22 protein-coding genes are annotated in these 23,886 nt (G+C 63.7%); 6 read left to right on the forward strand and 16 right to left on the reverse strand.

The genetic code is table 11. The annotated features are described in order from the left end of the window. Positions 1 to 29: 29 nt before the first annotated feature. Complete coding sequence (locus tag E0L93_RS03195) at positions 30 to 965, forward strand: LysR family transcriptional regulator (RefSeq protein WP_132688364.1); 936 nt, start codon at positions 30 to 32, stop codon at positions 963 to 965. A 66-nt stretch (positions 966 to 1,031) separates the two neighbouring features. Here E0L93_RS03195 and E0L93_RS03200 read toward each other — a convergent pair whose 3' ends face one another. Both E0L93_RS03200 and E0L93_RS03205 read right to left on the reverse strand, forming a co-directional pair. After that, on the reverse strand, positions 1,032 to 1,979 hold the full coding sequence (locus E0L93_RS03200) for a glycoside hydrolase family 130 protein (protein WP_132688759.1): 948 nt from the start codon (positions 1,977 to 1,979) through the stop codon (positions 1,032 to 1,034). A gap of 14 nt (positions 1,980 to 1,993) precedes the next feature. Then, complete coding sequence (locus tag E0L93_RS03205; RefSeq protein WP_165874133.1) at positions 1,994 to 3,202, reverse strand: ROK family transcriptional regulator; 1,209 nt, start codon at positions 3,200 to 3,202, stop codon at positions 1,994 to 1,996. Between the two features lie 232 nt (positions 3,203 to 3,434). Between E0L93_RS03205 and E0L93_RS03210 the strand changes: the two genes are divergently transcribed. Genes E0L93_RS03210 through E0L93_RS03230 form a run of 5 tightly spaced genes read left to right on the forward strand, consistent with a single transcriptional unit; the run spans position 3,435 to position 9,610 of the window. Continuing rightward, the gene (locus E0L93_RS03210) at positions 3,435 to 5,528 is read left to right on the forward strand and encodes a hypothetical protein (protein ID WP_132688369.1); all 2,094 of its coding nucleotides are present in this window, start codon (positions 3,435 to 3,437) and stop codon (positions 5,526 to 5,528) included. Further along, a complete protein-coding gene (locus E0L93_RS03215; RefSeq protein WP_132688761.1) occupies positions 5,528 to 6,814 on the forward strand; it encodes an extracellular solute-binding protein in 1,287 nt (428 codons plus the stop codon). The genes E0L93_RS03210 and E0L93_RS03215 overlap by 1 nt, the downstream gene beginning before the upstream one ends. Then, positions 6,811 to 7,686: a carbohydrate ABC transporter permease gene (locus E0L93_RS03220; protein WP_132688371.1), complete on the forward strand. Its 876-nt coding sequence runs from the start codon at positions 6,811 to 6,813 to the stop codon at positions 7,684 to 7,686. The genes E0L93_RS03215 and E0L93_RS03220 overlap by 4 nt, the downstream gene beginning before the upstream one ends. Further along, positions 7,686 to 8,561: a carbohydrate ABC transporter permease gene (locus E0L93_RS03225; protein WP_207890301.1), complete on the forward strand. Its 876-nt coding sequence runs from the start codon at positions 7,686 to 7,688 to the stop codon at positions 8,559 to 8,561. The genes E0L93_RS03220 and E0L93_RS03225 overlap by 1 nt, the downstream gene beginning before the upstream one ends. After that, entirely contained in the window at positions 8,558 to 9,610 is a 1,053-nt protein-coding gene (locus E0L93_RS03230; protein WP_132688374.1) for a glycoside hydrolase family 130 protein, read from the forward strand. The genes E0L93_RS03225 and E0L93_RS03230 overlap by 4 nt, the downstream gene beginning before the upstream one ends. 81 nt (positions 9,611 to 9,691) lie before the next feature. Here E0L93_RS03230 and E0L93_RS03235 read toward each other — a convergent pair whose 3' ends face one another. The 14 genes from E0L93_RS03235 to E0L93_RS03300 all read right to left on the reverse strand — a co-directional run bounded on the left by E0L93_RS03235 (position 9,692) and on the right by E0L93_RS03300 (position 23,694). After that, a complete protein-coding gene (locus E0L93_RS03235; protein WP_132688376.1) occupies positions 9,692 to 10,054 on the reverse strand; it encodes a luciferase domain-containing protein in 363 nt (120 codons plus the stop codon). A 122-nt stretch (positions 10,055 to 10,176) separates the two neighbouring features. After that, on the reverse strand, positions 10,177 to 10,470 hold the full coding sequence (locus E0L93_RS03240; RefSeq protein WP_132688379.1) for a hypothetical protein: 294 nt from the start codon (positions 10,468 to 10,470) through the stop codon (positions 10,177 to 10,179). Positions 10,471 to 10,571: 101 nt separating this feature from the next. Further along, positions 10,572 to 11,396 carry an aldo/keto reductase gene (locus tag E0L93_RS03245; protein ID WP_132688382.1) on the reverse strand — a complete coding sequence of 275 codons (825 nt, stop codon included), beginning with the start codon at positions 11,394 to 11,396 and terminating at the stop codon, positions 10,572 to 10,574. Between the two features lie 37 nt (positions 11,397 to 11,433). After that, a complete protein-coding gene (locus E0L93_RS03250; protein WP_132688385.1) occupies positions 11,434 to 12,351 on the reverse strand; it encodes a 2-hydroxy-3-oxopropionate reductase in 918 nt (305 codons plus the stop codon). Between the two features lie 36 nt (positions 12,352 to 12,387). Further along, on the reverse strand, positions 12,388 to 13,200 hold the full coding sequence (locus E0L93_RS03255) for a hydroxypyruvate isomerase family protein (RefSeq protein ID WP_132688388.1): 813 nt from the start codon (positions 13,198 to 13,200) through the stop codon (positions 12,388 to 12,390). A gap of 21 nt (positions 13,201 to 13,221) precedes the next feature. Next, positions 13,222 to 14,949, reverse strand: a complete 1,728-nt coding sequence (gene araD, locus E0L93_RS03260; protein ID WP_132688391.1) for an L-arabinonate dehydratase — start codon at positions 14,947 to 14,949, stop codon at positions 13,222 to 13,224. Positions 14,950 to 15,053: 104 nt separating this feature from the next. Continuing rightward, on the reverse strand, positions 15,054 to 15,794 hold the full coding sequence (locus E0L93_RS03265; protein WP_132688394.1) for a ribonuclease activity regulator RraA: 741 nt from the start codon (positions 15,792 to 15,794) through the stop codon (positions 15,054 to 15,056). 92 nt (positions 15,795 to 15,886) lie between these two features. After that, a complete protein-coding gene (locus E0L93_RS03270) occupies positions 15,887 to 17,548 on the reverse strand; it encodes a thiamine pyrophosphate-dependent enzyme (protein ID WP_132688397.1) in 1,662 nt (553 codons plus the stop codon). 37 nt (positions 17,549 to 17,585) lie between these two features. Next, positions 17,586 to 18,077, reverse strand: a complete 492-nt coding sequence (locus E0L93_RS15690) for a tripartite tricarboxylate transporter TctB family protein (protein ID WP_165874134.1) — start codon at positions 18,075 to 18,077, stop codon at positions 17,586 to 17,588. A 58-nt stretch (positions 18,078 to 18,135) separates the two neighbouring features. Further along, positions 18,136 to 19,242, reverse strand: coding sequence for a Bug family tripartite tricarboxylate transporter substrate binding protein (locus E0L93_RS03280; RefSeq protein ID WP_132688403.1), 1,107 nt, complete (start codon positions 19,240 to 19,242; stop codon positions 18,136 to 18,138). A gap of 19 nt (positions 19,243 to 19,261) precedes the next feature. After that, entirely contained in the window at positions 19,262 to 20,068 is an 807-nt protein-coding gene (locus E0L93_RS03285; RefSeq protein WP_132688406.1) for an HpcH/HpaI aldolase family protein, read from the reverse strand. Beyond that, positions 20,059 to 21,081 carry an NAD(P)-dependent oxidoreductase gene (locus tag E0L93_RS03290; RefSeq protein WP_132688409.1) on the reverse strand — a complete coding sequence of 341 codons (1,023 nt, stop codon included), beginning with the start codon at positions 21,079 to 21,081 and terminating at the stop codon, positions 20,059 to 20,061. The genes E0L93_RS03285 and E0L93_RS03290 overlap by 10 nt, the downstream gene beginning before the upstream one ends. Next, positions 21,078 to 22,181 (reverse strand): Ldh family oxidoreductase, encoded by a 1,104-nt coding sequence (locus E0L93_RS03295; protein WP_132688412.1) that lies wholly within the window; start codon positions 22,179 to 22,181, stop codon positions 21,078 to 21,080. Before E0L93_RS03295 ends, E0L93_RS03290 begins: the two co-directional genes overlap by 4 nt. Beyond that, positions 22,156 to 23,694, reverse strand: a complete 1,539-nt coding sequence (locus tag E0L93_RS03300; RefSeq protein ID WP_132688414.1) for a tripartite tricarboxylate transporter permease — start codon at positions 23,692 to 23,694, stop codon at positions 22,156 to 22,158. The genes E0L93_RS03295 and E0L93_RS03300 overlap by 26 nt, the downstream gene beginning before the upstream one ends. Between the last annotated feature and the right edge of the window lie 192 nt (positions 23,695 to 23,886).

Raw genomic sequence — 23,886 nt, forward strand, 5'->3', positions numbered from 1 at the left:
GCCTGTTATTGATATAATTTATAAATGAAATGGAACTGCGCCAACTACGATACTTTGTCGCTGTCGCCGAAGAGCAGAACTTTGGCCGCGCCGCTAAGAGGCTGCATATGAGCCAGCCTCCTTTGAGCATGCAGATCAGGAGCCTGGAAGAGGAGCTTGGAACTAAGCTCTTGGAACGCAGCACCCGGCGGGTTGTCCTGACCGACGCAGGGCGTGCTTTTCTGGAGCGGGCGAGAGCGATACTGGGTGCTGTGGAGGAAGCTCGGGAGGTGGCGAGGAGTGCAGAGCAAGGGTTGCGGGGACGACTCGAGGTGGGATTCATAAGCTCTGCTACATTGACCTTACTTCCTCCTTCTATACGGCTCTTCCGCAAGCGATTTGGTAGCGTCGAGTTAGATCTCAGGGAGTTAACCAGCGCTCAGCAAATAGATGCCCTTTATGCAGGTGAAATAAGGACAGGACTGGTACGGCTACCGCTGCGGGCACCTGGCATCCGCCTCGAACCCATCTTCGAAGAGCGATTGGTTGTTGCTCTGCCCTCAGGACACGAACTAGAAACGTTCGAGCGCGTGCCGCTGGAAGAGATCGCCGATCTGCCTTTGATCTTCTTTACGCGCCAGCTAATCCCTGGTTTTTATGCTCAGATCGTCGAGCTATTCCAACGGATCGGCACCTTTCCAAAGGTTGCCCAGCACGCAGTTCACCTTCAAACTATCGTGGGCTTGGTAGCGAGCGGAATTGGCATTGCAATCCTGCCCGCCTCTGTTAAACGACTCAGTCGAGAAGGCGTCATCTATCGACCCTTAGACGCACCCGATGCCACGAGCTGGATGGGGTTGGCTTGGGTGGAAGGAGATGAATCGAAGTTGCTGCAGAACTTCGTCCATACGGTACGTGAAGTGGCAGACAATGAGATGCCATCCGCTGCTACAACCTGGGAAACCGGAACGAGGGATCACGGATGAGAGTTTTTATATTCCCGAGATCCCTCAGCTCTCGATACCATAGGCGAGGCGCGAGATAGTAGAGTACTACCTACCACCATCGCTCGTCCGGCCCTTAAGCCGGCAGGTGGCAACCCCTATCCTGGAATCGGCCATCCCGTAGTAGAGGTAGAGTGCTTCGCAATACTCGACGAGTCCCTCGACGAACACCACGTCATCTACCTGACCTGAGATCTCATCCGGAGTCTCCGGCTCGAAGAATGGCTCCCGTGTGCGGCGCAGAACGCGTGTAGGATCTTCCCGGTCAAGGAGGACCTGGCCTGCAGAGTAGCGAAGACCTCCTCCCATTCTGCGGGCAGCGTTGTAGATGAGCAGGATACCATCCCCGGTCAGGAGTGGCCGTGGGCCGGGCTCGACGAGCACGCTGTCGAAGGCTGTGGGATCCGGTGAGGGCGAGAGTACCGGCTCGGCTACTGGAGTCCAGGAGATCAGGTCTCCAGAGTACGCAACCCAGATAGAGGTATCGCCAAAGTACATCACGTACCGGCCGCCTACGGGTTCCTCTAAGATCGCGCCGGATTTGGACCATATCTTGCCTGCTCCTCCCGTCCACTCGGGGAAGAGGACGCCATGTTTCTCCCACTCCAGAAGGTCGGTGGACGTCGCAAGACAGAGCCGGGCACTCTCACCGTCGAAGGCCGTGTAGGTCATGTAGTAAGTGTCTCCGATCCGCGAGACCCGAGGATCCTCGCATCCGCCGGGCAGCTCGTATGGTTCGGTGGGAGAGAGGATCGGTTCAGGATGGCGCTCGAAGTCGATGCCGTCGTGGCTGACTGCCAACCCGATGCGGGAGGTTCCGTGCCACTCGCCCTCTCCCGCACGGTCTTCTGCCCGGTAGATCAGGTGCACCCTCCCCTCCCGAACCACTGCCGTCGGGTTGAAGAGATCCTTCGCCTCCCATCCCTCCCCCTGCGAGGCGAGTATCGGGTTTTTGTCGTACTTCTCGAAAGGTCCCAGCGGATATTTCAGCTCCATCAATACCTACTCCCTTATGCCAGGCTTAACGTCTGCATGCTTGGAGCATACGTGTCGTGGAGCACCAGCGCGGCTGCCCCGACCGGTCCGGCGTCAGCTCCGGCCGCTGAGAGCTCCACCTTCGGCAGCGGCCGACTCGGCAGCGAGGAAGCGCGGAGGGCGGCCAGAATCGACTCCCTGAAGAGGTCTCCCAGCATCTCCACCGTCGGGCCGCCCAGCACGATCAGCTCAGGGTCCAGCACTCCTACCATGCCGGAGATAATCCGTCCGAGCCGCTCTCCTGCAGCTTCCACGACCGAGCGGAACAGCGGTTCTTCACTCGCAACGACATCTTCAAACCTGTCCGGGAAAGAAGCTCTTGCCACCCGGGGCAGGTGCGAAGTCTGGAGCGCGGCTACTCGCGCCTCACGCAGAACTCCTTGGGGAGAAACATACACCTCCAAACATCCCCGGTTACCACAGTAGCACGGTGGCCCGTGTGGCTCGACGGGGATGTGCCCGATCTCACCGCTGTTCCCGCTCGAACCCCGGTAGACTTGATGATTTGCAAAGATTCCCGCTCCGACACCGCTGCCCAGATACACGTACACGAAGTTCGCCGCATCCGCGGCAACGCCACTCCACCGCTCGCCCAGCGCTGCCGCAGTCGCATCGTTGTCTACGCAGACCGGCAACCCGAGCTCCCGCTCCAGTTCCTCTTGAAGTGGATACTCTCTCCAACCGAGAAAGTTGGGATCAAGCATCCGGCCGGTTCTGGGCGTAGGTGGTCCCGGAACACCTATCCCGGCCCCAAGTATCTTATCCCGGAGCACGCCGGCCGCCTCAATGACCCGCTCCGCGTGCTCCCGGATTACCGGCACGACAGCCGAAGGCCCCTCGGAAGCCGCAACCTCCGCCGACGACCGGGCCAGCACCCTGCCACAGAAATCTGTGATTGCCACCGCAAGCGCCGAGCGGTTGAGCTGGATCCCGACCGCGTAAGCCGCTTCCTCATTGAGCCGCAGCCGGAGCGATCGCCGTCCTCCCCGAAAGACCCGGGACTCCTCTACCACCACTCCCGCCTCTCTGAGCCGGTTTGTGATGTTCGAAACAGTCTGAAACTTCAACCCACTCGCCTCGGCTATCTCCCGGCGCGAGACCGGCCCGCGGATCCGGATTATGTCCAGCACCCGCGCCTCGTTGTACTCCTTGACCCGAAAGAGATTGGTGCCGGTCTGCGCCATCGAATCGCCGCTCCTTCCCGCTAGGCCGCCTCTACACCACCTAAATATATAGTGGTTTTCGTGCATTATGAATCATAGTAGTAAATTCAATTGAAAATCAAGCGCCACAAGGAAGGTTTGTGGGCAATATATAGCCACAATTTTGTTCTTAAAGCGGCTTGACATTCACTTCAATTGTATATACGATGTGCGCAACTTGGCGCACAAACTGATATTGCGAGGGGTCGAGGGAATGGTGAGGTGTCTCTGGGGACGCGAAGGAGACCGGAAGACCTGGCGGGGAGTGGCGCTCTTGTGGTTTGCTGTGGTTCCGATCTTCGTGCTGGGAAGCGGAGCATCCGGAGCGCAGAGCGGTGAACGGCTCACCAACCTGTCTCACCTGGATTTTCTGCGGGACAGTGTAGACCCTCCTGAGCAGGAGGGGCATACCACCTACCGCATCCAAGAGGAGCCGGAGATAGGTGTGCTGTGGACCTACGCCGAGCCGGATGAGTTGGGAGAGTATCGCCGGATCGGGGGTGGCAGCTACGACCCTGAGACGAACACCTACAGCCAGGGGGCGTACAACACCGACGATATGACGCGGGCCGCCATCGTGTACATCCGGCACTGGCAACAGACGGGTAGTGAGGAGAGCCGCGAGGCGGCCTACGAGCTGCTCAGGGGAGTGGCTTACATGCAGACCCTCTCGCCGGCGGAGCGGCGGGGCAACTTCGTGCTCTGGATGCAGCCGGATGGCACGCTCAACCCCAGCGCGGAGCCGAAGGAGCTACCGGACCCTTCGGACTCCGGCCCCTCTTACTGGCTGGCCCGCGGCATCTGGGCTTTCGGGGAGGGATACGAGGCTTTCGAGGAAGAGGATCCGGGCTTCGCTGCCTTCCTCAAGGATCGCATGCGGCTCGCGCTCGATGCTCTGGAGCGGCAGGTGCTCGTCAACTACGGGGAGACCAGAATGCTTGACGGCCGGGAGGTTCCGGCCTGGCTCATCTTCGACGGTGCGGATGCCTCCTCGGAGGCCGTCTACGGGCTGGCGGCGTACGTGCGCGCCACCGGAGACGCCCGAGCCCGGCGCGACCTCGAGATGCTCGCGGAGGGTATCGCGCTCATGCGGGAAGAGGGGTCTCCCGGCGAGTGGCCGTTCGGGGCGATCCTTCCGTGGGCGCAGTCCCGGTCTGTGTGGCACGGCTGGGGAGACCAGATGTCCGGGGCGCTGTTCAGAGCCGGAGCCATTTTGGGAGATGAGAAGCTCGTTGCAACCGCCGTGGGTGAGGTCGGAACGTTCACCCCGCACCTGCTAGTGCAGGGCGGCGCGGATCAGGGCTGGCTCCCTGCTCCGGTGGACCGCGCCCAGATCGCCTACGGGGCGGACGCGACGCTGCAGAACCTGCTGGCGGCGGCTGAGACGACCGGCAAAGACTCTTTCCGGCAGCTGGCCGGGATCGCCGCCGGGTGGTACTTCGGCAACAACCGGGCCGGGGTGCGGATGTACGATCCCAAGACTGGCCGCACCTTCGACGGTCTGGAGGCCGACGGCAGGATCAACCGCAACTCCGGAGCCGAGTCCACAATTCACGGCCTGCTTTCCATGCTCGCCCTTGATGCCAACCCGGACGTCCGGGAGCAGGCGCTGGGCGGCGAGCGCCGGGAGCAGGTGACCTGGCGCCTGGTGGAGGCCGAGGCCGGGAGGCTAAAGGGGCAGGCCCGGGTCGTGACGCCCGAAGAGCCCTGGACGGGAGAGAGCCTGTGGAGCGGCGGGGCGTATGTGGAGCTTGCTCCGGGAGGTAGCGTAACCGTTGAAGCGGAGCTTCCGGCCCGGGACCGCTACCGGGTGCTGCCGGTCTTCGACCGGCTCAAGGCCCCGCCGCGCGCGGCCGGCACCCGGCACAAGCTGGGGGCCGTACCGGCTGGCGTCGTCTGGCACGGCGGGGCCGGAGAACAGGGGATCAGCGCGCGGGAAGGATACCTGGACATCGGCAACACCGGCTCCGGGAAGACCGTGGGCCCTGGAACCGTGGAGGTACTCTCCGCTCACGTCGGGAGCCGACCGGCGCGGCTGGACGCTCTCCTGTTACAGCCCGAGGTGGAGCGTCTCGTTCTAGTCGGGGAGGAAAGAGTGCAGGCGCTCCTGCGCAGCTGGTCCGGTGAGCGGAGGATAGAGCGCCTAGATCTCGGGTCCTGCGGGCCCGTGACTGCTTACGCCTACGACGCGCAGGGCGGGCTCGTGGAGACCGCTGTCGGTACAGGTGGGACGGCAGATGCTCCGGTGGTGCCCGGAGGCTTCACATACGTCGTCTGCAAGGCTATAGAAAAGAAGAGGAGCAAGTGATGGTAAAGCGTGTCGGTGCAATACCCGTCTGGGCGGTAGTGGCGGTGGTTGCGTTATCCGCCTGTGGGGATGGAGGAGGGGCTTCGGATGCGACTTCGGCCACCGGACCCATAGACGTCTGGCTCTCCAACAACGAGCAGGAGATCGCGTGGGGCGAGAAGATCATCGAGCAGTGGAACCGGGAAAACCCGGACCAGGAGGTCTCCTACCAGGAGATACCGGCCGGTGAGAGCTCTGAGGCCGTGATCCAGGCGGCCATCACCGCGGGCAACGCGCCGTGTCTCATCTGGAACGTCGCGCCGGCAGCCGTGCCGCAGTTCCAGCGCGCCGGGGGGCTGGTTGCTCTGGACAGCTTCGAGGGCGGCGTGGACTACGCCCGGGAGCGGCTGGGCGGGCGGCTCGACCAGTACGTCTCGCCCGACGGCCAGCTCTACCAGATGCCCTGGAAGAGCAACCCGGTCATGATCATATACAACAAAGAGCTCTTCGAACAGGCTGGGATAGATCCCGAGAACCCGCCGCTCGCCACTTACGAGGAGTTTTTCCGGACCGCGCAGACACTCAATGAGGAGCTCGGTATAGCGGCCATCTGGCCCTCGGCTGACCAGACCTTCTTCCAGGCCTGGTTCGATTACTACCCGACCTTCATAGCGGCCAGCGGCGGCGAGCAGCTCGTGGAGAACGGCGAGGCGCAGTTCAACTCCGATGTCGGCGTGCAGGTGGGCGAGTTCTGGCGCTCGCTGTATGACGCCGGGCTCATCCCGCGGGAGAGCGCCCCGGGGGATGCCTTCGGCGAGGAACAGTCCGCGATGAGCATCGTCGGCCCCTGGGCCGTGGCGGTCTACGAGGACATAGACTGGGGCGTGGTGCCCGTTCCCACCCCGGAAGGCACGCCGTCAGAGGAGATCTACACCTTCTCCGACGCCAAGAGCACGGCCATCTTTACCGCCTGCGAGAACCAGAGAACGGCCTTCGAGTTCATGAAGTTCGCCACCTCCGAGGAGGCCGACCGGATGCTGCTAGAGGAGACGGGCCAGATGCCGCTGCGCGACGGACTGATGGAGATATACGGGGACTACTTCGATCAGAACCCGCTCTACGCGACATTCGCCGAGCAGGCTGAGCGCACGGTCGAGGTACCCAACGTCGAGAACTCCATCGAGATGTGGCAGCGCTTCCGCGACGCCTACACGACGGCCGTGATCTTCGGCCGCGAGCCGGTGTCCGAGGCGTTCTCGGCCGCGGCCAGAGACATCGAGGAGCTGGTGGGGAAGAGCGGGCAATGAGCGCCGGGACCGTCAGGTACGCAGGCTACCTCTTCATCCTGCCGTACCTGACATTCCTGGGTCTGTTCATCGCGTACCCTTTAGGGTTTGCGGTGTGGATGAGCTTCTACGACTACTTCTTCGCCGCGCCCGGAGCCGTAGTGGAGCGGCCGTTCGTCGGGCTGGAAAACTACCGGGCGCTGATTCTGGAGGATGGCATCTTCCACACCACGCTCGGCAACATCGCCGTGTTCATCGCGGTCAACGTGCCGCTCACGACGGTGCTGGCGATCGTGCTAGCAACGGCTCTCAACGCCCGGTTGCCGGGCCGGACGTTCTTCCGCACCTCGTATTATTTGCCGTACGTAACGGCCAGCGTGGCGATCATCGCGGTGTGGGGCTACCTCTTCTTCTCCGATGGTCTGGTCAACCGGGTCCTCGGGGACCTCGCCCCAGAGCCCTCGTGGCTGGTGAACCGGACCTGGGCGATGATAGTCGTCGCGCTCCTGGTCACCTGGAAGAATCTCGGCTACTACGTGCTGCTGTACCTGGCAGCGCTCCAGAACATCCCCCGGCAACTGTATGAAGCGGCGGAGGTCGACGGAGCCGGAGTCCTGGCCAAGTTCCGGCACATCACGATCCCCGGGCTGAGACCGGCGACGGTGCTGGTGGTTATCCTCTCGACCATCATCGGGGCCAACCTGTTTACCGAGCCGTACCTGCTGACCAACGGCGGCGGTCCTGAAAACCAGACGCTCTCGCCGGTGCTCTACATGTACCAGAAGGGCATCGAACAGGCCGACGCGGGATACGCAGCCGCCATCGGCGTCACGCTCTCCATAGGAGTGCTCACGATCGCGGCCGTCCAGCGGTTCGCTCTGGAGCGCGACTGATGGCAGTGAAGGCGAGAAAGCCCGGTTTCTCCCCGCGCCTGGTACGGGTTCTCGGGCAAGTGCTGGGGTTCGCCGCTCTGTGCCTGGGAGCGTTCCTCTTCCTGTTCCCCTTCTACTATATGGTGGTCGGCGCGCTGCAGGAGAGGCCGGACCCCAGCATTGCGGGGGCGTTTCCTGGCCCGGACGAGCTGTCTCTGGTCAACTTCCAGCAGATCAACGAGCGGGTGCCGCTCCTGCAGGCGCTCCTGAACTCGCTCATCTACACAGGCGGCGTGATCCTGGGCACGCTCACCATCGGCATCCTGGCCGGGTACGCCCTCTCGCGCCTGAGGTGGCGGGGGAGGGAGCTGGTCTTCAACATCGTGCTTCTGACGCTTATCGTCCCGTTCCAGCTGCTCATGATCCCGATGTACGTGATGGTGGTGCGCACCTGGGGGCTCGGGGACACCTATCTGGGCATGATCCTGCCTTTTCTGGTTAACTCCACGGCGGTCTTCGTCTTCCGCCAGTTCTTCCTGCAGATCCCCGAAGAGATGTTGGATGCGGCCCGCATAGACGGGGCAGGCGAGCTCAGGATCCTCACCCAGATCGTACTCCCTCTCTCCAGACCCGCGATCCTGACCGCCGGGCTTATCACGTTTATCGGGCCGTGGAACGAGTTCCTCTGGCCCTTCCTGGTGACCAAGCAACAGGAGCTGCAGCCGCTGGCCGTTGCGCTGGCCAACTACATCTCGACTGTCGCCGCCAGCACCGCCAACCCCTTCGGTGCCATCCTGGCCGGTGCCGTCGTCTTGGCCATACCGGCCGTGGCGCTCTTTGTGATCTTCCAGCGCTACTTCGTGCAGAGCGAGACCTCGGCGGGGCTGAAGGAATGAAGGAGCCTGCGATAGAGCGGCTCGGAGTGGTCATGGAGCCTCTGGAGGGCGTGAAACGGGAAGCCGGGGGTGTGCTCAACCCGGGCGGAGCCCGCGGCCCCGACGGGGAGCTCTACCTCTTCCCGAGGCTCGTTGAAGCCCCGAACTACTCCCGGATCGGGATCGCCCGGGTCGTCTTCGACGGTGACCGGCCGGTCGGCGTCGAACGGCTCGGCTGCGCCCTGGAGCCCGCCACAACCTTCGAGCGGAACGGTCGCACTGCCGGTTGCGAAGATCCACGCGTAAGCTTTATTGCGGAGCTGGGGCTCTACGTCATGGTCTACGCGGCCTACGGTCCCCGCGGCCCCCGGCTGGCGCTTGCCGTTTCGGAGGACTGTCTGAACTGGCGCCGTCTAGGGCCGGTCCTCTTCGCCTACGAGGAGCGGTGGGAGGCGGACTTCAACCTCTTCGACAACAAAGACGCCTTCTTCTTCCCGCAGCCGGTACCCGATCCGGACGGGGAGCCCGCGCTGGCCCTGGTGCACCGCCCGGACTTTGACGTTGGAGGCAGCGAGCCGTTCGTGACCCTGCCGCGGGGGATCACGGAGCAGCGTCCCGGGATGTGGATATCCTACGTCTCCCTGAGAAGCGCCCGTCGAGCCCCCTCCGCTCTGGTGCACGCTCGCAAACATCGTCCGCTGGCTTTTTCGAAGCACCCCTGGGAGAAGGTGAAGATCGGGGGCGGCACTCCACCCGTACTTACCCCTCACGGCTGGCTTGTTATCTACCACGGCGTGACCGGCCGTATGGTGCGCAACCTGGACCATCAACCCCGGGTTCGCTACTGCGCGGGCGTCATGGTGCTGGATGTCAGGGATCCGCTCCGGGTGCTCTACCGCTCCGAGAAGCCAATCCTGGAGCCTGAAGGCGAGGAGGAGAGTAAAGGCGTTGTGGACAATGTGGTCTTTCCCACGGCCCTTGACCCCCGCAGCGGTGGGATTATGGACGTCTACTACGGGATGGCTGATACCCGCATCGGTGCGGCCCGTTTGAGGGTTGCCGAAGAGTGAGACGTAATCGGAAGTTCAGCTTCCGGGTACGGAGCGCCCTCCTTCCCTGCAAATGAGGAAGGAGGGCACCCAAGCGGGCTGTCAAGCGGTGTCGTTGAAGGACCGGGAGGCGCGCCTCCCGGCAGATTTCCTGGCGCGCTCGTAGTTTCTGCGGAAGAGTTCGACTGCTCCAGGCACGTCCTCCGGCGCTTGGACGTGGTAGCTCACGTATCCGGGAAAACCGGCGCGGTGCGGGGCCGCTTCGCCGGCCCGGATCAGTTCGTCGTGAACGGTCTTCGGGAACGGAAGGTCGGCCACGCCATCGCGGTGGACGTGTCCGATCTCCCGCCGTCCGAATCTATACACTGTGCAGCCGGGCCGTCCAGTGTCCTTGCCGACTCCGGGCCATCCGAGCACTTCGCGCTCGACCAACGCCAGAAGGTCATCTCTCATTATCGCCTCCATCCCGAACCGCTTCTCACACCTCGAGTATGCGGCGGGAGGGGGTTTGAGCACACCGCTCGGGAGGACGGTTTTCGGGCCTGTACGGAGGTACACTCTCCAGAGAGAGCGGAGCCGGCAGCCCCCTACTTCAGGGAGAGGTTGTTCGGGTTGCAGAAGAACCCGGGGCTCGGCGGGCCAGACCTGACTTCGGCCGGCACGATATCTCCTTGCCGGACGTGCTGTCCGTAAGACTGCGTCCGGCCACCCTCGGGGGCGGGAGCGTTCGGATCGTCGTTCAGCCCGGAGTAGGAGCAGATCGAGCGCGCGTGTTCGGGGCCTCGTTCGACCTGCCCTTGAGCGTACGCCACGCTCCCGCCCGCGCTCGTGAGCGCGATCGTACAGACCGCGGCCGCGAGCAATCTCTTCTTCCTGCCCATCGCCTGCCTCCTCGTCGTGTCCACATCCGGCATCTAACGTGGAGCATGCCCCCCTCTGGAGGCAGGCACATCCCTCAAATGAGCTATTCTCGCCGCCGGCTTCAGTCCCACTCGGGTGCGAGTCCGGCGGGGCTGGTGAGCCGGCCGTCCGGGGATCTCAGACCGCCGATGGTCTCCATCTCCTCTTCGGAGAGCTCGAAGTCGAAGATGTCGAAGTTGGAGGCAGCGCGCTCCCTGCTCGAGGCCTTGGGGATGGCGTTGACCCCTTCTTGCTGGATGAGCCAGCGCAGCGCAACCTGCGCCGGCGTCTTGCCGTGGCGCTCCCCGATCTCCTGCAGAGTCCTATCCTGCGCGACTTTGCCGCGCGCCAGCGGGCTGTAGGCGGTGAGCGCCATCCCGTGCTGCCGCACGGCGGCGAGCAGGCGGCTCTGGTCCAGGAAGGGGTGGTACTCGACCTGGTTAGCGGCCAGCGGCGCTTCTGAGAGCTCCACCGCCTCGGCGAGCAGGCGGGTGGTGAAGTTGCTGACCCCTATGTGGCGGGTCTTGCCCTCCTCCCTCACCCGGTTGAGCGCCTCCAGCGTCTCGGCGAGCGGCACCTCCGGGTTGGGCCAGTGGAGCAGGAGCAGATCCACGTACTCTGTGCGCAGCTTACCGAGGCTCTCGTCCACCGAGTTCGGGAGACTCTTGCGGTCGAAGCTGTCTACCCAGACCTTGGTGGTAAGGAAGACCTCCTCCCGGCTCACGGACGACTCCTCTATGGCCTGCCCCACGCCGGCCTCGTTCTCGTACACCTGCGCGGTGTCTATGTGCCGGTATCCGATGCCGAGGGCCGCATCCACCATCCGCCGCGCCTCTCGCTCTTCCAGGCGGAAGGTGCCGAAGCCCAGCACCGGGATGGATGCTCCGTTGGCTTCCACAACCTGCATCTGCCTCCTTTCTCTCTCTGCACGGCAACCGAGTGTACTACAGACCGGGTTCCTCCTGGTGGCCGGAGAGGTCCTCTATGACCCTGAGCAGAGCTGAGTGGTCCTCAGAGGCCCACCCTTTGTTCTTCATGATGAGCAGCATCTGATCCACAAGAGCCGTCGCCGGCAACACAACCCCGTACTCCCGGCCGGCAGAGAGAGCTATCCCCAGGTCCTTGTGGTGCAGCTCCGCCCTGAAACCCGGCTCAAAGCTGCGGGTTAGAAACTTCTCCCGCTTTACCTCCATGACCTTATTGGCCGCAAGCCCGCCGGAGAGCACCTCCAGAACCTTCCCGGGCTCAACCCCGCCCCTCGAAGCCAACACCAGAGCCTCGCTCACCGCCTCTATGCTGAGCGCCACAACGATCTGGTTTGCCGCCTTGACCACCTGCCCGGAGCCCGTGGGCCCTACATGCGTTATGGTCTTGCCCATTACCTCAAAGAGCGGCCTTGCGCGCTCGAAGTCCTCTTCCTCGCCTCCGACCATGATCGAGAGCGTCCCCTCTCTCGCTCCCACGTCTCCTCCCGAGACCGGAGCATCGAGCATGGAGGCTCCCTTCTCTTCCACTCTTCCGGCAAGTCTCCGGGTCGCAGTGGGAGAGATGGTGCTCATGTCTATGTAGAGAGCGCCTTCTCTCATCTCTTCAAGCAGGCCGCCCTCCTCGCTCACCACCCGCTCCACGTCCGGGGTGTCCGGGAGCATGGTTATTATGATCCCGCTCCTCTTGGCCACCTCACCGGGGCTTCGGACCACCGTTGCAGCGGTGCCCCCCTCCCTCTTTGCTTCTTCGGCGAGCCTCTCCGCCTTCTCCAGGGTGCGGTTGTAGAGGACGAGCTCATACCCCGCTTCCATGAGGTTCTTCGCCATGGGCATGCCCATGATCCCAAGCCCTATGAACCCTATCCGCTCTGCCATAGGTCCTTCCCTCCTAGCTTCGCCTTATCTCTCTCTTTAGAGCTTCAGCTCCTCGACCCTCACCTCTCTGCCGCGCAGCTCTTCCGGCAGCCAGAGCAGACTCTCTTCCGTGGTGGAGGCCGTGGGCCTGTACTCGAGCCCCACATACCCCCCATAGCCCAGCTTCTGCAGCTGCTCAAACACATAGAGGTAGCGGATCTCCCCCGTGCCCGGCTCCCCTCTACCGGGAGAGTCGGCGATCTGAACGTGGCCTATCTCTGGCATGTACTCTCTGAGGTTAGCTACCAGATTGCCCTCCATCCTCTGCATGTGATAGACGTCGTACTGCAGCTTCACGTTGGGACGATTCACGCCCCTCACGAAAGCGGCGGCGTCCTTCGTCGTGCCGATCAGGTAGGGACCGTTCTCGAAGGTGTTCAGGGCCTCGATCATCACCTGAGCCCCCTGCTTCGCCGCCTCATCTGCGGCGAAGCGCACACTCTCCTTGGCCAGCTCAAGCTGTTCTTCGAGCTCCATCCCCTCGACCCTGTGACCTACGAGAGCGTTGAGCTTGGTGCACCCAAGCCTTTGAGCAAATTCCAGTGCTAGAGGCACGTTCTCTCTAAACTCCCCATACCTCTGCGGATCAGAGAGCAGCCCCCGCTCCCCAGATGGCATATCCCCCGCGTAGAAGTTCAGGAGATCCACCTCAAGAGTGGCATCTTTTGCAGCCTCTTCCACCTCAGAAAGCTCTTCCCCGAGAGGCCACCAGAACTCAACCGCCGAGAAGCCCGCCCTGCGGGCGCGTTCGAACCTCTGCAAAAAGGGAACCTCTCCGAACAGGATCGACACGTTAGCGCTGAACTTCATCGCCCTCCTTTCGCGCGGTGGTTAGTGGATTTCCGGATCTGGTATCGCCGCTCCTCTCTCGAGGAAATCGAAGTCGCAACCCCTATCCGCCTGGGTGACGTGTCTGCTGAACACTGCTCCGTAGCCCCGATGGTAGCGAGGCTCGGGGGGCTCCCACTCCGCTCGCCGGCGTTCCAGCTCCTCGTCGCCAACGTCCAGCCTGATGCTGCGGTTGGGCACGTCTAATTCGATGTAATCTCCGGTCTTCACGAGCGCCAGCGGTCCTCCGACGAACGACTCCGGCGCCACGTGCAGCACGCAGGTGCCGTAGCTCGTGCCGCTCATGCGTGCGTCGGAGATCCGCACCATGTCCCTCACTCCGCGCTTCAGCAGCCGATCCGGGATAGGAAGCATGCCCCACTCCGGCATGCCTGGAGCTCCCAGCGGCCCCGAGTTGCGCAGCACCAGTACCGAGCTCTCGTCCACGGGCAGCGACTCGTCGTTGATCCGGCGCTCCATGTCGTTGTAGCTCTCGAAGACGACCGCTCGGCCTCTGTGTTGGAGCAGGTTCGGGTCTGCGGCCCCGTGCTTGATCACACAGCCGTCGGGAGCCAGGTTCCCCCACAGCACCGCCAGACCGGCCTCTTCGGAGACCGGATCCTCGCGCCGGCGGATTACGGCGTCGTCATACACCTCAGCCCCCGCTATATTTTCACCCAGCGGGTGGCCGTTAACCGTGAGGCAGCCGGTATGCAACAGATCCCGCAGGCGCTCCAGCAGGGCCGGGAGACCGCCCGCGTAGTAGAAGTCCTCCATCAAGTGTCTGCCTCCCGGCCGGATGTCTGCCAGCACGGGGACGCGCCGGGAGAACTCGTCGAACTTCCGGAGATCCAGGTCCACACCGCTGCGCCGCGCGAGGGCGATGAGGTGGATTACGGCGTTGGTCGAGCCTCCGAGCGAGAGGACCGTGGTGACAGCGTTCTCATACGCCTGCTCGGTCAGTATCTCGGACGGCCGGAGGTCTTCCAGGACCATCTCCACGATCCTCCGCCCGCTGGCTGATGCCATCCTGGGGTGGTTGGAGTCGGCAGCCGGGATCGAGGCCGCGCCAGGGAGCGTCATCCCCATAGCCTCCGCCGCGGAGGTCATAGTGGAAGCGGTGCCCATCGTCATGCAGTGACCCGGAGAGCGGGCGATGCCGTTCTCGATCTCCTGCCACTCGCGCTCGCCTATCAGGCCGGCGCGCTTGTCCGCCCAGAACTTCCAGACGTCGCTGCCGCTGCCCAAGATTTGGCCCCTCCAGTAACCGCGCAGCATGGGTCCGGCCGGCACGAAGATAGCGGGCAGATCCATGCTGATCGCTCCCATTAACAGGGCCGGGGTAGTCTTGTCGCACCCACCCATCAGGACCGCGCCGTCTATCGGGTGGGAGCGCAGCAGCTCCTCGGTCTCCATCGCGAGCAGGTTCCGGTAGAGCATGGTGCTCGGTTTCTGGAACGGCTCGGAGAGCGAGATCGCCGGCAGCTCCACCGGGAAGCCACCTGCCTGCCACACGCCGCGCTTGATCTCCTCCGCCCGCTCCCGGAAATGGGTGTGGCAGGGGTTTATATCGCTCCACGTGTTGATAATCCCGATCACGGGCTTGCCCATGTAGTCCTCGGAGCTGTAGCCCATCTGCTTGGTCCGGGACCGGTGTCCGAACGAGCGGAGATCCCGGACTCCATACCACTTATAACTGCGCAACTCCTCAGGCGATTTCTTTCGCCGCATTGCACCTTCCCTTCTGCCTGTCGGGTTCGTTTCTCTGCCCTGTGGCCGCCGGCATCTCGCTCTGATGAGTCCCCAATCACCGCTCGTGCCCTCTGGAAGACAGGTCAAGAGTCTTCGCCGCTCCGCCTGCGCCACTCGGAATATTCGGCCAGAGTCTTCTCGTCGGGCGGATAAACGCCCTTGATGCTCGACCCGGCCCTTACCTTGGACAAGACGAACTCCTCCAGCAGCTCCTGCTCGAAGGCGTCTTGCGCAACAGACTCCGCAATCCGGGCCGGGATGACTACCACGCCCTCGGCATCCCCGACCACCACGTCTCCCGGCATCACCAGAACACCGCCACAACCCACGGGCACGTTCATGTCGACAGGGTAGTGGACCACCGAGGAAGTGGTTGCGTGCGGGGCCTTGATGTAGGTGGGGAACTCCATCTCCCTGAAGGCGGGCGTGTCTCTCAGGGCCCCGTCACTCACCAGGCCGGCGGCACCTCTGTTCTTGATGCGGGTGGCGAGTATGTGGCCGAAGGAGGCGGCTCGGGTCTCTCCGCGGGCGTCTATCACCAGCACCTCGTCTTCCCCGATAGCTTCCACCGCCAGCCGCTGGACGTTTGTCTCGTTATCGTATTCAACCTCGAACCCGACGTCCTCGCGCGTGGGGGCGTACCGGAGCGTGAAGGCGTACCCGACCATGCGCAGGTCCGGCCGGAGCGCCTGCAGGCCGCCGAGGAAAACGTTCCGAAAACCACGCTTCAACAACTGGGAGGTGAGGGTGGCCGTGGAGGTCTGCCGCAGCTTCTCGAATGTCGCGGGACTCAGGTCGTGAGTGCGGGGCGCTCCGTACGCCATACCGGCCTCCTTTCGAGTAACGACATTATGTGAGTTACAGCATTACAGCAGTCCCGGCTGCCTTCCCGGTCGTTGCTCCGCGGATCACGGGGCTATCCATCCTGGAACGCCTCCCTGCCTCCCAGAAGCTCCGACATCCGGGCCTCCGGTGTGATGATGTCCGGGTCTGTCACGACGTCCACCACGGCCACGCCGTCTGACGCGGCAGCGGCCTCCAGCGCCGGGACCAGCTCGCTCCGATCCTCGACGGTGAAGCCCTCCGCACCCAGGCTCCGGGCGTAGGCTGCGAGATCTACCTCCCCGATCTCGATTCCCGAGGTGCGCCCGAATCCTCGCGCCTGGTGGTAGGCGATGGTCCCGTAGAGACCGTTCCGGAAGACCACGACCGTTATGTCGGCCCCGGTGCGGACTGCCGTCTCTACCTCCATTCCGGTCATGAGGAACCCGCCGTCTCCAGCGAGGGCGACGACCTTCCTCTGCGGCGCGGCGAGCTTGGCCGCAACGGCGGCAGGAACCGCGTAACCCATTGCGCCGCTGGTAGGAGCGAGCTGCGTTGCAGGATGCCGGAAGCACCGGTGCCGGTGCAGGAAGGCGGCGAAGTTCCCCGCGTCGTTCGTGATGATCGCATCCTCAGGAAGGACTTCGTTCATGGCCGCGATGACCTGGGCCGGGTCCACGCCCTCCACGGAGCGGTCAGCCGGCACCCTGACAGACTCCTCGTACGCCGTGCGGGCTTCGCTCCAGGACCGGTTATGCTCCTCTTCGGGCAGGCTCTTGAGCAGCGCCGCAAGAGCCTCGCGGGAGTCCGCGACGATGCCCTGCACTACCGGCACCACGGAGCCTATGACGGCCGGGTCGGCGTCTATCTGGACCACCGCGCTCTCCGGCCCCGGCAGCCGGTAGCCCTGGGTGGTTATCTCGCTCAGGCGGCAGCCGAGCACGAGTACGAGGTCCGCCCCCCGCAGAGCGGTGAGCGTCTCCGGCGGCGTTCCCAGCCCCAGGTGTCCCAAGTACAGCGGATGGTCGTTCGGGAAGACATCCTGCCGCCGGAAAGCGGCGTACACCCCGAGACCCAATCTCTCGGCCGCGGCCACGAGCTCGGCGCGCGCGTGCCGCGCCCCGCCCCCGGCGATAACGACCGGGCGCCCGGCCCGCCGCAGGCGTGCGGCCAGCTCCCGGACCTCCTCCTCCGAAGGAGCGGGCTTCGGCTGAGGCGGGAAGGAGGTCAGGCGGGCGAGATCCAGGCTCTCCCGCTCTTCGGCCAGCAGGTCCGCCGGCAGGGCGATCATGACCGGCCCCGGACGGCCCGCGGCGGCCATCCGGAGCCCCCTGTAGACCAGCTCGGGGACTTCGTCCGCACCGGACGCCGTAACCGCCCACTTGGTGATGGGAGCGTAGAAAGCGGCGAGATCCACCTCCTGAAACGCCTCCCGGTGCAGGTTGTGCGTCTCCACCTGTCCGAGCAGCACCAGCATCGGGGTCGAATCCTGGCGGGCGGTGTGCACCCCGATGGCCAGGTTCGAGGCTCCCACTCCCCGGGTCGCCAGCGCCACGGCCGGGGCGCCGCACAGCTTGGCGTCCGCCTCGGCCATGAACGCGGCTCCAGACTCGTGCCGCGTGGAGATAAGCCTCAAGTCCGGGTGGCGCTCTATGCCGTCCAGGATCTCCAGGAAGCTCTCGCCCGGGACCGTGTAGCAGCGGCGCACGCCGGCGGCCGCCAGAACCTCGACTGCGGCGCTTCCGATATTCGACACCTGAGTATCCTTTCGCACGACTGTCTCTCTGCTGCTCTTATGGCAGCGGCATGGTGAATATGTAGGGAATAAAGTAGGCTACCAGCCCGGTCGCAACGGCCGCGTAGATAAGTATCTGCCAGGGCTTGCCCGCCCGGACGTAGAAGAAGGTTGCCGTGATGAAGAGGAATGTCACCAGCGCGAAGTTCAAGTACCCGATAGCCGCAACGTAGGCGGTAAGCAGCCCGGTTAGAACAAGCACCCTGCGCGACTCCTGGCTCTTCCGAATCGTCCGGAACCAGTTCCCGATCTCACGAATTGCGCCTGCCCGCAGAGCCTTCACCACCATCACGACGCTCAGGATCAGTATAGCTGTGCCGAGCAGCAGCGGGGTGAAGCCCGGGCTGGTGACGAAGCCCAGCTCTCCCCGGCGCGGCATCCCCACCGCCGCGCCGATCGCAAAGACTCCGAGTGCTGCGAACAGGAGCCCGCCGAACAGGTCTCCGACTTTTCCTCTGCCGTTCTCTTCGCGCTGTGTGACATCCGTCATCTCGCCTCTCCTGCTTGCAAAAGCGGGGCCCGGAGAGGCAGCCCCGGGCCCCTGTCGCTCACCCGCCGCTTGCGGCAGCCTGGACCCCTTCGGGCCACGGCTCGGCCTGCTCGGCCCGCTCGTGCGGCGGCCAGCTCCACTTGGTAATCTGCGGTATGCCCATCTCTGCGGGGTTGTTTGGGGCCATCCCGAGGTCGTAGAGCGCCCACCCGCGGGCCGACTCGATCTGGGACATGACCTCATCAGCTTCTTGGCCGACGGTCGGCTGATGCACCGAGAAGAACTCCTCCTCAAACCACTGTCGGAAACTTTCATCTTCGACCGCTGCCAGAAAAGCCTCGGTGAACCTCTCGACGATCTCCGGATCAGTCTCGCGGGAAAGGTACATGCCGAACCAGGGATTGATCGCCGTATACGGCTCCAGCTCAGGATAGGAATCTATGATGCTCGGGAATGTGAGTCCGGCCAACTCCATTTCCTCAGGGAAGAGGTTCCCCAGCGGCCGGATCTGCCCGTCCCGCGCCAGATCTATTACGTCGGCAAGCGTGACGGAGATGAAGTCCACCTCCCCAGCAGCAAGGAACTGTCCGGCCTCGCTGCCGCCGCCGTAAGGGACATGCTCGGCGGCGTTCTCGGGCAGCCCGGCGACGTCGAACAGAACCCGGACCAGGATCTCACCGTTGCTCCCCGGTCCCGGTGTGCCGAACCGCAGCGAGCCCGGATCCTCCTCCATGGCTGCGACGAGATCTTCGATCGTCTGGTAGGGCGAATCGTCCGCCACGTAGATGGTCGTCGGCGTAAAACCCGCCAGGAAAGCATAGAAGTCCTCCCACCCCACATCGGCCAGATCCATAACCGGCCACATGCCGTGCACCGACGCACCGGCGAAGACCCGGTAGCCATCGGCTGGGGCGCGGGCGACCTGTCCGGCCCCGATGCCGCCGGTAGCTCCCTCGACGTTGGTGATCTGCATCGTTACGCCGAGTTCCTCCTCCATCTCCCGGGCGATGGTCCGGGAGATCAGGTCGGAAGACCCGCCCGCCGACCAGCCTACCGTAACCTCGATGGGCCTCTGGGGCCAGTCCTCGGCCGTGTCCGCCGCGCAGGCGGACACCACCAGCGTCACCGCCATAAGCCCCGTGATGACTACGAACAACCTCTTCATGGCATCTCTACCTCCTTGGTTAAACTTTCCTGTCTGCTTCTTGCCGGACGCCCTGATAACCGTCTAGCTCTGCCCGGATGACTGCCGCCGCTGCAGCCGCTTGGTCCACGAGCATGTTCACGTCGCTGCTGAACGATAGGTAGCGCACGCCTTCTTTCACGAGTTCCTTGGCCTGCTCCATGCTGAACACCTGGATCCCCGTAGCTACATTGTGGCGCTTGCCGGACTCGATCACCCTGGAGAACACCGCGCGGATGTCCGGGTTCCAGACCTGGCCGGGGATCCCCATGTCTACCGAGAGGTCGAACGGCCCTATAAAGATGGCATCCACACCGTCCAGCTGCATCATCTCGTCCACCTGTTTCAGGGACTGGCGGGTCTCGATCTGCAGCAGCAGGGCCACCTCCTCGTTGACGCGGCGCAGGTACTCCCCGGCCGATACCTGCCGGTAGTCGCTGTGTCCGCGCCGCAGAGCGGTGCCGCGCACTCCGGCCGGAGGATACTTGGCCAGACGAATCACCTCCCTCGCTTTCTCGACGCTGTTGACCATCGGCACGAGCAGGCCGGCAGCACCTGCGTCCAGCGGCTTGAGTACAGCCTCTCGCCGGATCTCCGGGATCCTCACCACCGGTGCCAGACCGGCTCCCCTGGCTACGGCGATCATCGCCGACATGTCCGACCAGTCGAAGGTCCCGTGCTCCATGTCAATGATCATGGAGTCGAGGCCCGCCGTTGCGAACATGCGAGCCAGGTTCGGGTTCTTCACCTCGGAGACCATCGTAGAGATGCTCAGTTCGCCACCGGCCAGGCGCTGCTTTAACGACACTGCTTCACTCCTTTCCTCTGCCTGATCGAAGATGAGAGTTGGTTGTTTACGGGCTGCCAGATACCCGGCCGGTCCGGACCGAACGGGTCGACTCCAGAGAGAACATCCAGTATGCCGCGCGCGGCGGCCATCGCCATGCGCCGCATGGCCTGCCGAGTGTGCGCCCCGATGTGCGGGGTGAGCACCATACTGTTCATGCCGAAGAACGGATGGTCCTCAGGCGGCGGCTCCTGCTCGAAGACATCCACTCCGGCCCCGGCCAGGCGGCCCTCACGCATCGCGGCGGCCAGCGTCGCTTCGTCGATCACTCCCCCGCGGGAGGTTTGCACCAGCACGGACTCCGGCCGCATGAGGGAGAGCTCGCGCGCTCCGAGCAGGCCACGGGTCTTCGGGGTGAGGGGTACGTGCACGGTAACGATATCGCTTGTCGAGAGCAGCTTATCCAGATTCTCGGTCGGCTCCGCTCCCTGCTGCCGGATCTCCTCCGGCGTTAGGTGCGGATCGTAGCCCAGCGCCTGCATGGCAAACCCGCCCCGGGCGATGCGGACTACTTCCGCTCCGATCCTCCCTATACCGATCACTCCTATTCTCCCCCCGAAGAGTTCTCTCCCGGCCAGCCGGTCCCGCTCGGCGAACCTTCCGGTGCGCACGAAGCTGTCGGCACGCATGAGATTCCGGCTCGCTGCCAGCGCCAGGGCGAAGACATGCTCTGCCACCGACCGCAGGTTGGCCTCCGGAGTTATGAGCACGGGGATACACCGGCGGTTCGCCTCGTCCAGGGCTATGTTGTCCACTCCGACGCCGTGGCGGGCGATGACCCGCAGCGACCTGGCTCGCCGGATCAGCTCCGCCGGCAGAGGATCGGTCCGCACCAAGATGGCGTGCACGTCCGGCAGAATGGCCTCAATATCCCTCCCTCCGGGTCCGAAACCCAGCACGACTTTGGTGCTGCTGCGCAAAAGCTCTATCGCTTCCTCGTGGATTGGCCGCTGAACATAAACCAGATGGGTCATGTCCTCCGCGCTCCCTCCTGCAGATCGGCCAAGGGAATCGGCAGCTTTACCCCCAGTTCTCCGGCCAGCTCGAGAATAGGCTCGTAGATCTGCAACCTGTAGGGGATGCCGTGCTTCATGCGCCTGGCCTGGATGCGAGCCTCAAGCTCTCCCGGGAGCAATACTTTCTCTACCCCCTCCCGCGTGGGAGTGTTGTAGAACTCGCGGGCCAGCTCCGACATTCGCGCCGTGAAGGTTTCAGGTTCCATGAACCTGGAGATATTTATGGCGAGGAAGAAGTGGCTGGTGTTCAGGTAACCCGGCTGGTCCAAACGTCTGACTCCGGTTCCGAAACCGCCACCGGAGAGGATGCCGGAGAGGACATCCATCATCAGCGCCAGCCCCACACCCTTGTGGTCTCCCAGTGGACGCAGCAAGCCCCCGCCCTGGAATGCCGCGTAGGCATCAGTCGTCGGCTCACCGCGCTTGTCGAAGGCCCAATCCGGCGGGATCTTCTCCCCGCGCTCGGTCGCCATTCTTATGCGCCAGGCGGCTACCGCGCTCATCGCTATGTCCAGGACTACCGGGAATCCTTCGCCGGAGGGGGCAGCTATGGCGAGGGGATTGTTCCCCACCCGCCGTTCGAGTCCGCCAACGGGAGCTAAAAGCGGAGCGGAATTGGTAGTAGCGAGCCCCAGGCAACCGGAGTCCGCGGCCAGAATCGCGTAGCTAGCCGCAGCTCCGAAGTGGCTGCTGTTGCGTACGGCCACAGCCCCGACCCCAATCTCCCGGGCCTTCTCCACCGCGAGGCGCATGGCGAAGTCTCCGTTGACCTGCCCGAGTCCGTGGTGCCCGTCAACCACCGCCGTGGCCGGTCCATCTTCTACTATCTCTGGTTCTGCCTTCGCGTTGAGGTAGCCGGCCCGGATCCGGTTCACGTAGAGCGGCAGCCGGACCAGCCCGTGGGTCTCCACGCCTCTCAGGTCCGCTTCCACTAAATGCCTGGCAGCCGTCCTAGAGGCTGCTTCCGGTACCTCCACTACGTGAAACAGTCGCCGGGCAACCTCTTCTGCGGTTTCCCTGGCAAGCTGTATCTCAGCCACTGCCCTCCTCCCTCTCATTAGTCTCCCGGGCCTCCTGCCCCCGACCGCTCATCTGCTGCCGGAAAACCAGATAGAGCACTAGGATCAGCAGCGTGAGCATGACGAGCCCCACCGGTCGGGCGAGCATCTCCATCCAATCTCCTCCGTAGGTCAGAATCGCCCGCCGCAGGGCCCGATCGGCTATCGGGCCGACGAGTATGCCGAGAACCATCGGAGCGAGCGGATAGCCCCGCCGCCGCATCAGGTAGCCGATCACGCCGAACAGCAACGCAACCCAGATATCGAACTTGGTAAATCCGGTCCCCCACGCCCCGATAACCGCCAGGCAGACCGCAGCGGGCAGAATGATCTCGCGCGGTATAGAGAGAAACCGGATGAAGTGCTGGCTCATGAAGTAGGCGATGGCCCGCGTCCACAGAGCGGAGAACCAGAACATTAGAATCACCTTGCCGATAAATCCCGGAGACTCGACTATAAGCAGAGGCCCTGGACGCAGCCCGTAGGCGAAGAGAGCGGCTATCAGCACGGCAGTAGTACCGCTCCCCGGGATTCCCAGCACCATGGCCGGGATCAGCGACCCTCCGGAGGTAGCGTTGTTGGCAGTCTCAGCAGCGATGATGCCCTCGTGAGATCCCTTGCCGAACTTCTCGGGCTCTCTGGAGCGCCGCCGGGCTATGTCGTAGGCAGCCCAGGGCGCCGCTGACTCTCCTACACCTGGAACAACTCCCATACCGACCCCGACGAAGGCCGAACGGATGATGTTCCCGACGTTCCGCTTCAACTCGCGCCACCGGGTTATCGCGCGTCCGGGAGGCTCCGTGAGCGCGTACGGGGTCTGGTGGCGCAGCACGTAGATGACCTCCGCGATCCCAAACAACCCGATGAGCGCTGGCAGGAACTGAATCCCCCGCAGCATCTCCGGCGTGTAACCGAAGCGCTCGACACCGTAGATAGGATCCAGCCCGACCATAGCCACCAGAAACCCGAAGAGACCGGCTATCCAACCCTTGAGCGGGCTCTTGGCCGCCAGCGATCCAGCCAGCGCAAGCCCGATGAGAGCGACCAGGAAGATCTCCCAATCCCCAAGAAGCAACGCAAACACGGCTATGACCGGCAAAAGCACCAGCGTGATGAACTCCCCGATCACTTCCCCGAAGAAACTGGCCCAGGTCGCAGACCCGACTGCCTCCCGGGCCTTGCCCTGGCGTGCCAGCGGGAAACCATCCAAAACTGTGGCCGCCGCAGCCGGCGTGCCCGGCATGTTGATCATGATCGCCGTGATGCTGCCGGCGTAGATGGCCCCGGTGAAGATGCCTATCAGAAGACCGAGGCCGGCCTCCGGAGGCAATTCAAAGGTGAAACCCAGCAGCAGCGACATGGCCATTACCGCCGTGAGCCCCGGCATTATCCCGGCGAACACGCCGATGATCCCGCCCACGGCAATACATAGCAGAACGATGGGATCGGTTACGAGCTCCACAAACCCGGACGGTAAGAGAGACCACTCCTGAACCACCAGATCCCAGTTCATACCCTCTCCCGAGCACCTCCCGGAGTTGCTCCGAAGAAGCCTGGTTCCCGGCAGCTGCCCGGCCGGGTAGCCAGCCTCTGGATGACCGCTATACACCCCTCACGATCGAAGGTGCCCGATCCCCTTGGTTCCCCACCCCTATTTATCTCACCAACCTCCTCGATAACCGAAAGCAATATGCCTTGCTTTGGC

The sequence above is a fragment of the Rubrobacter taiwanensis genome (assembly GCF_004337705.1).
In the GTDB taxonomy this organism is placed as follows: domain Bacteria; phylum Actinomycetota; class Rubrobacteria; order Rubrobacterales; family Rubrobacteraceae; genus Rubrobacter_C; species Rubrobacter_C taiwanensis.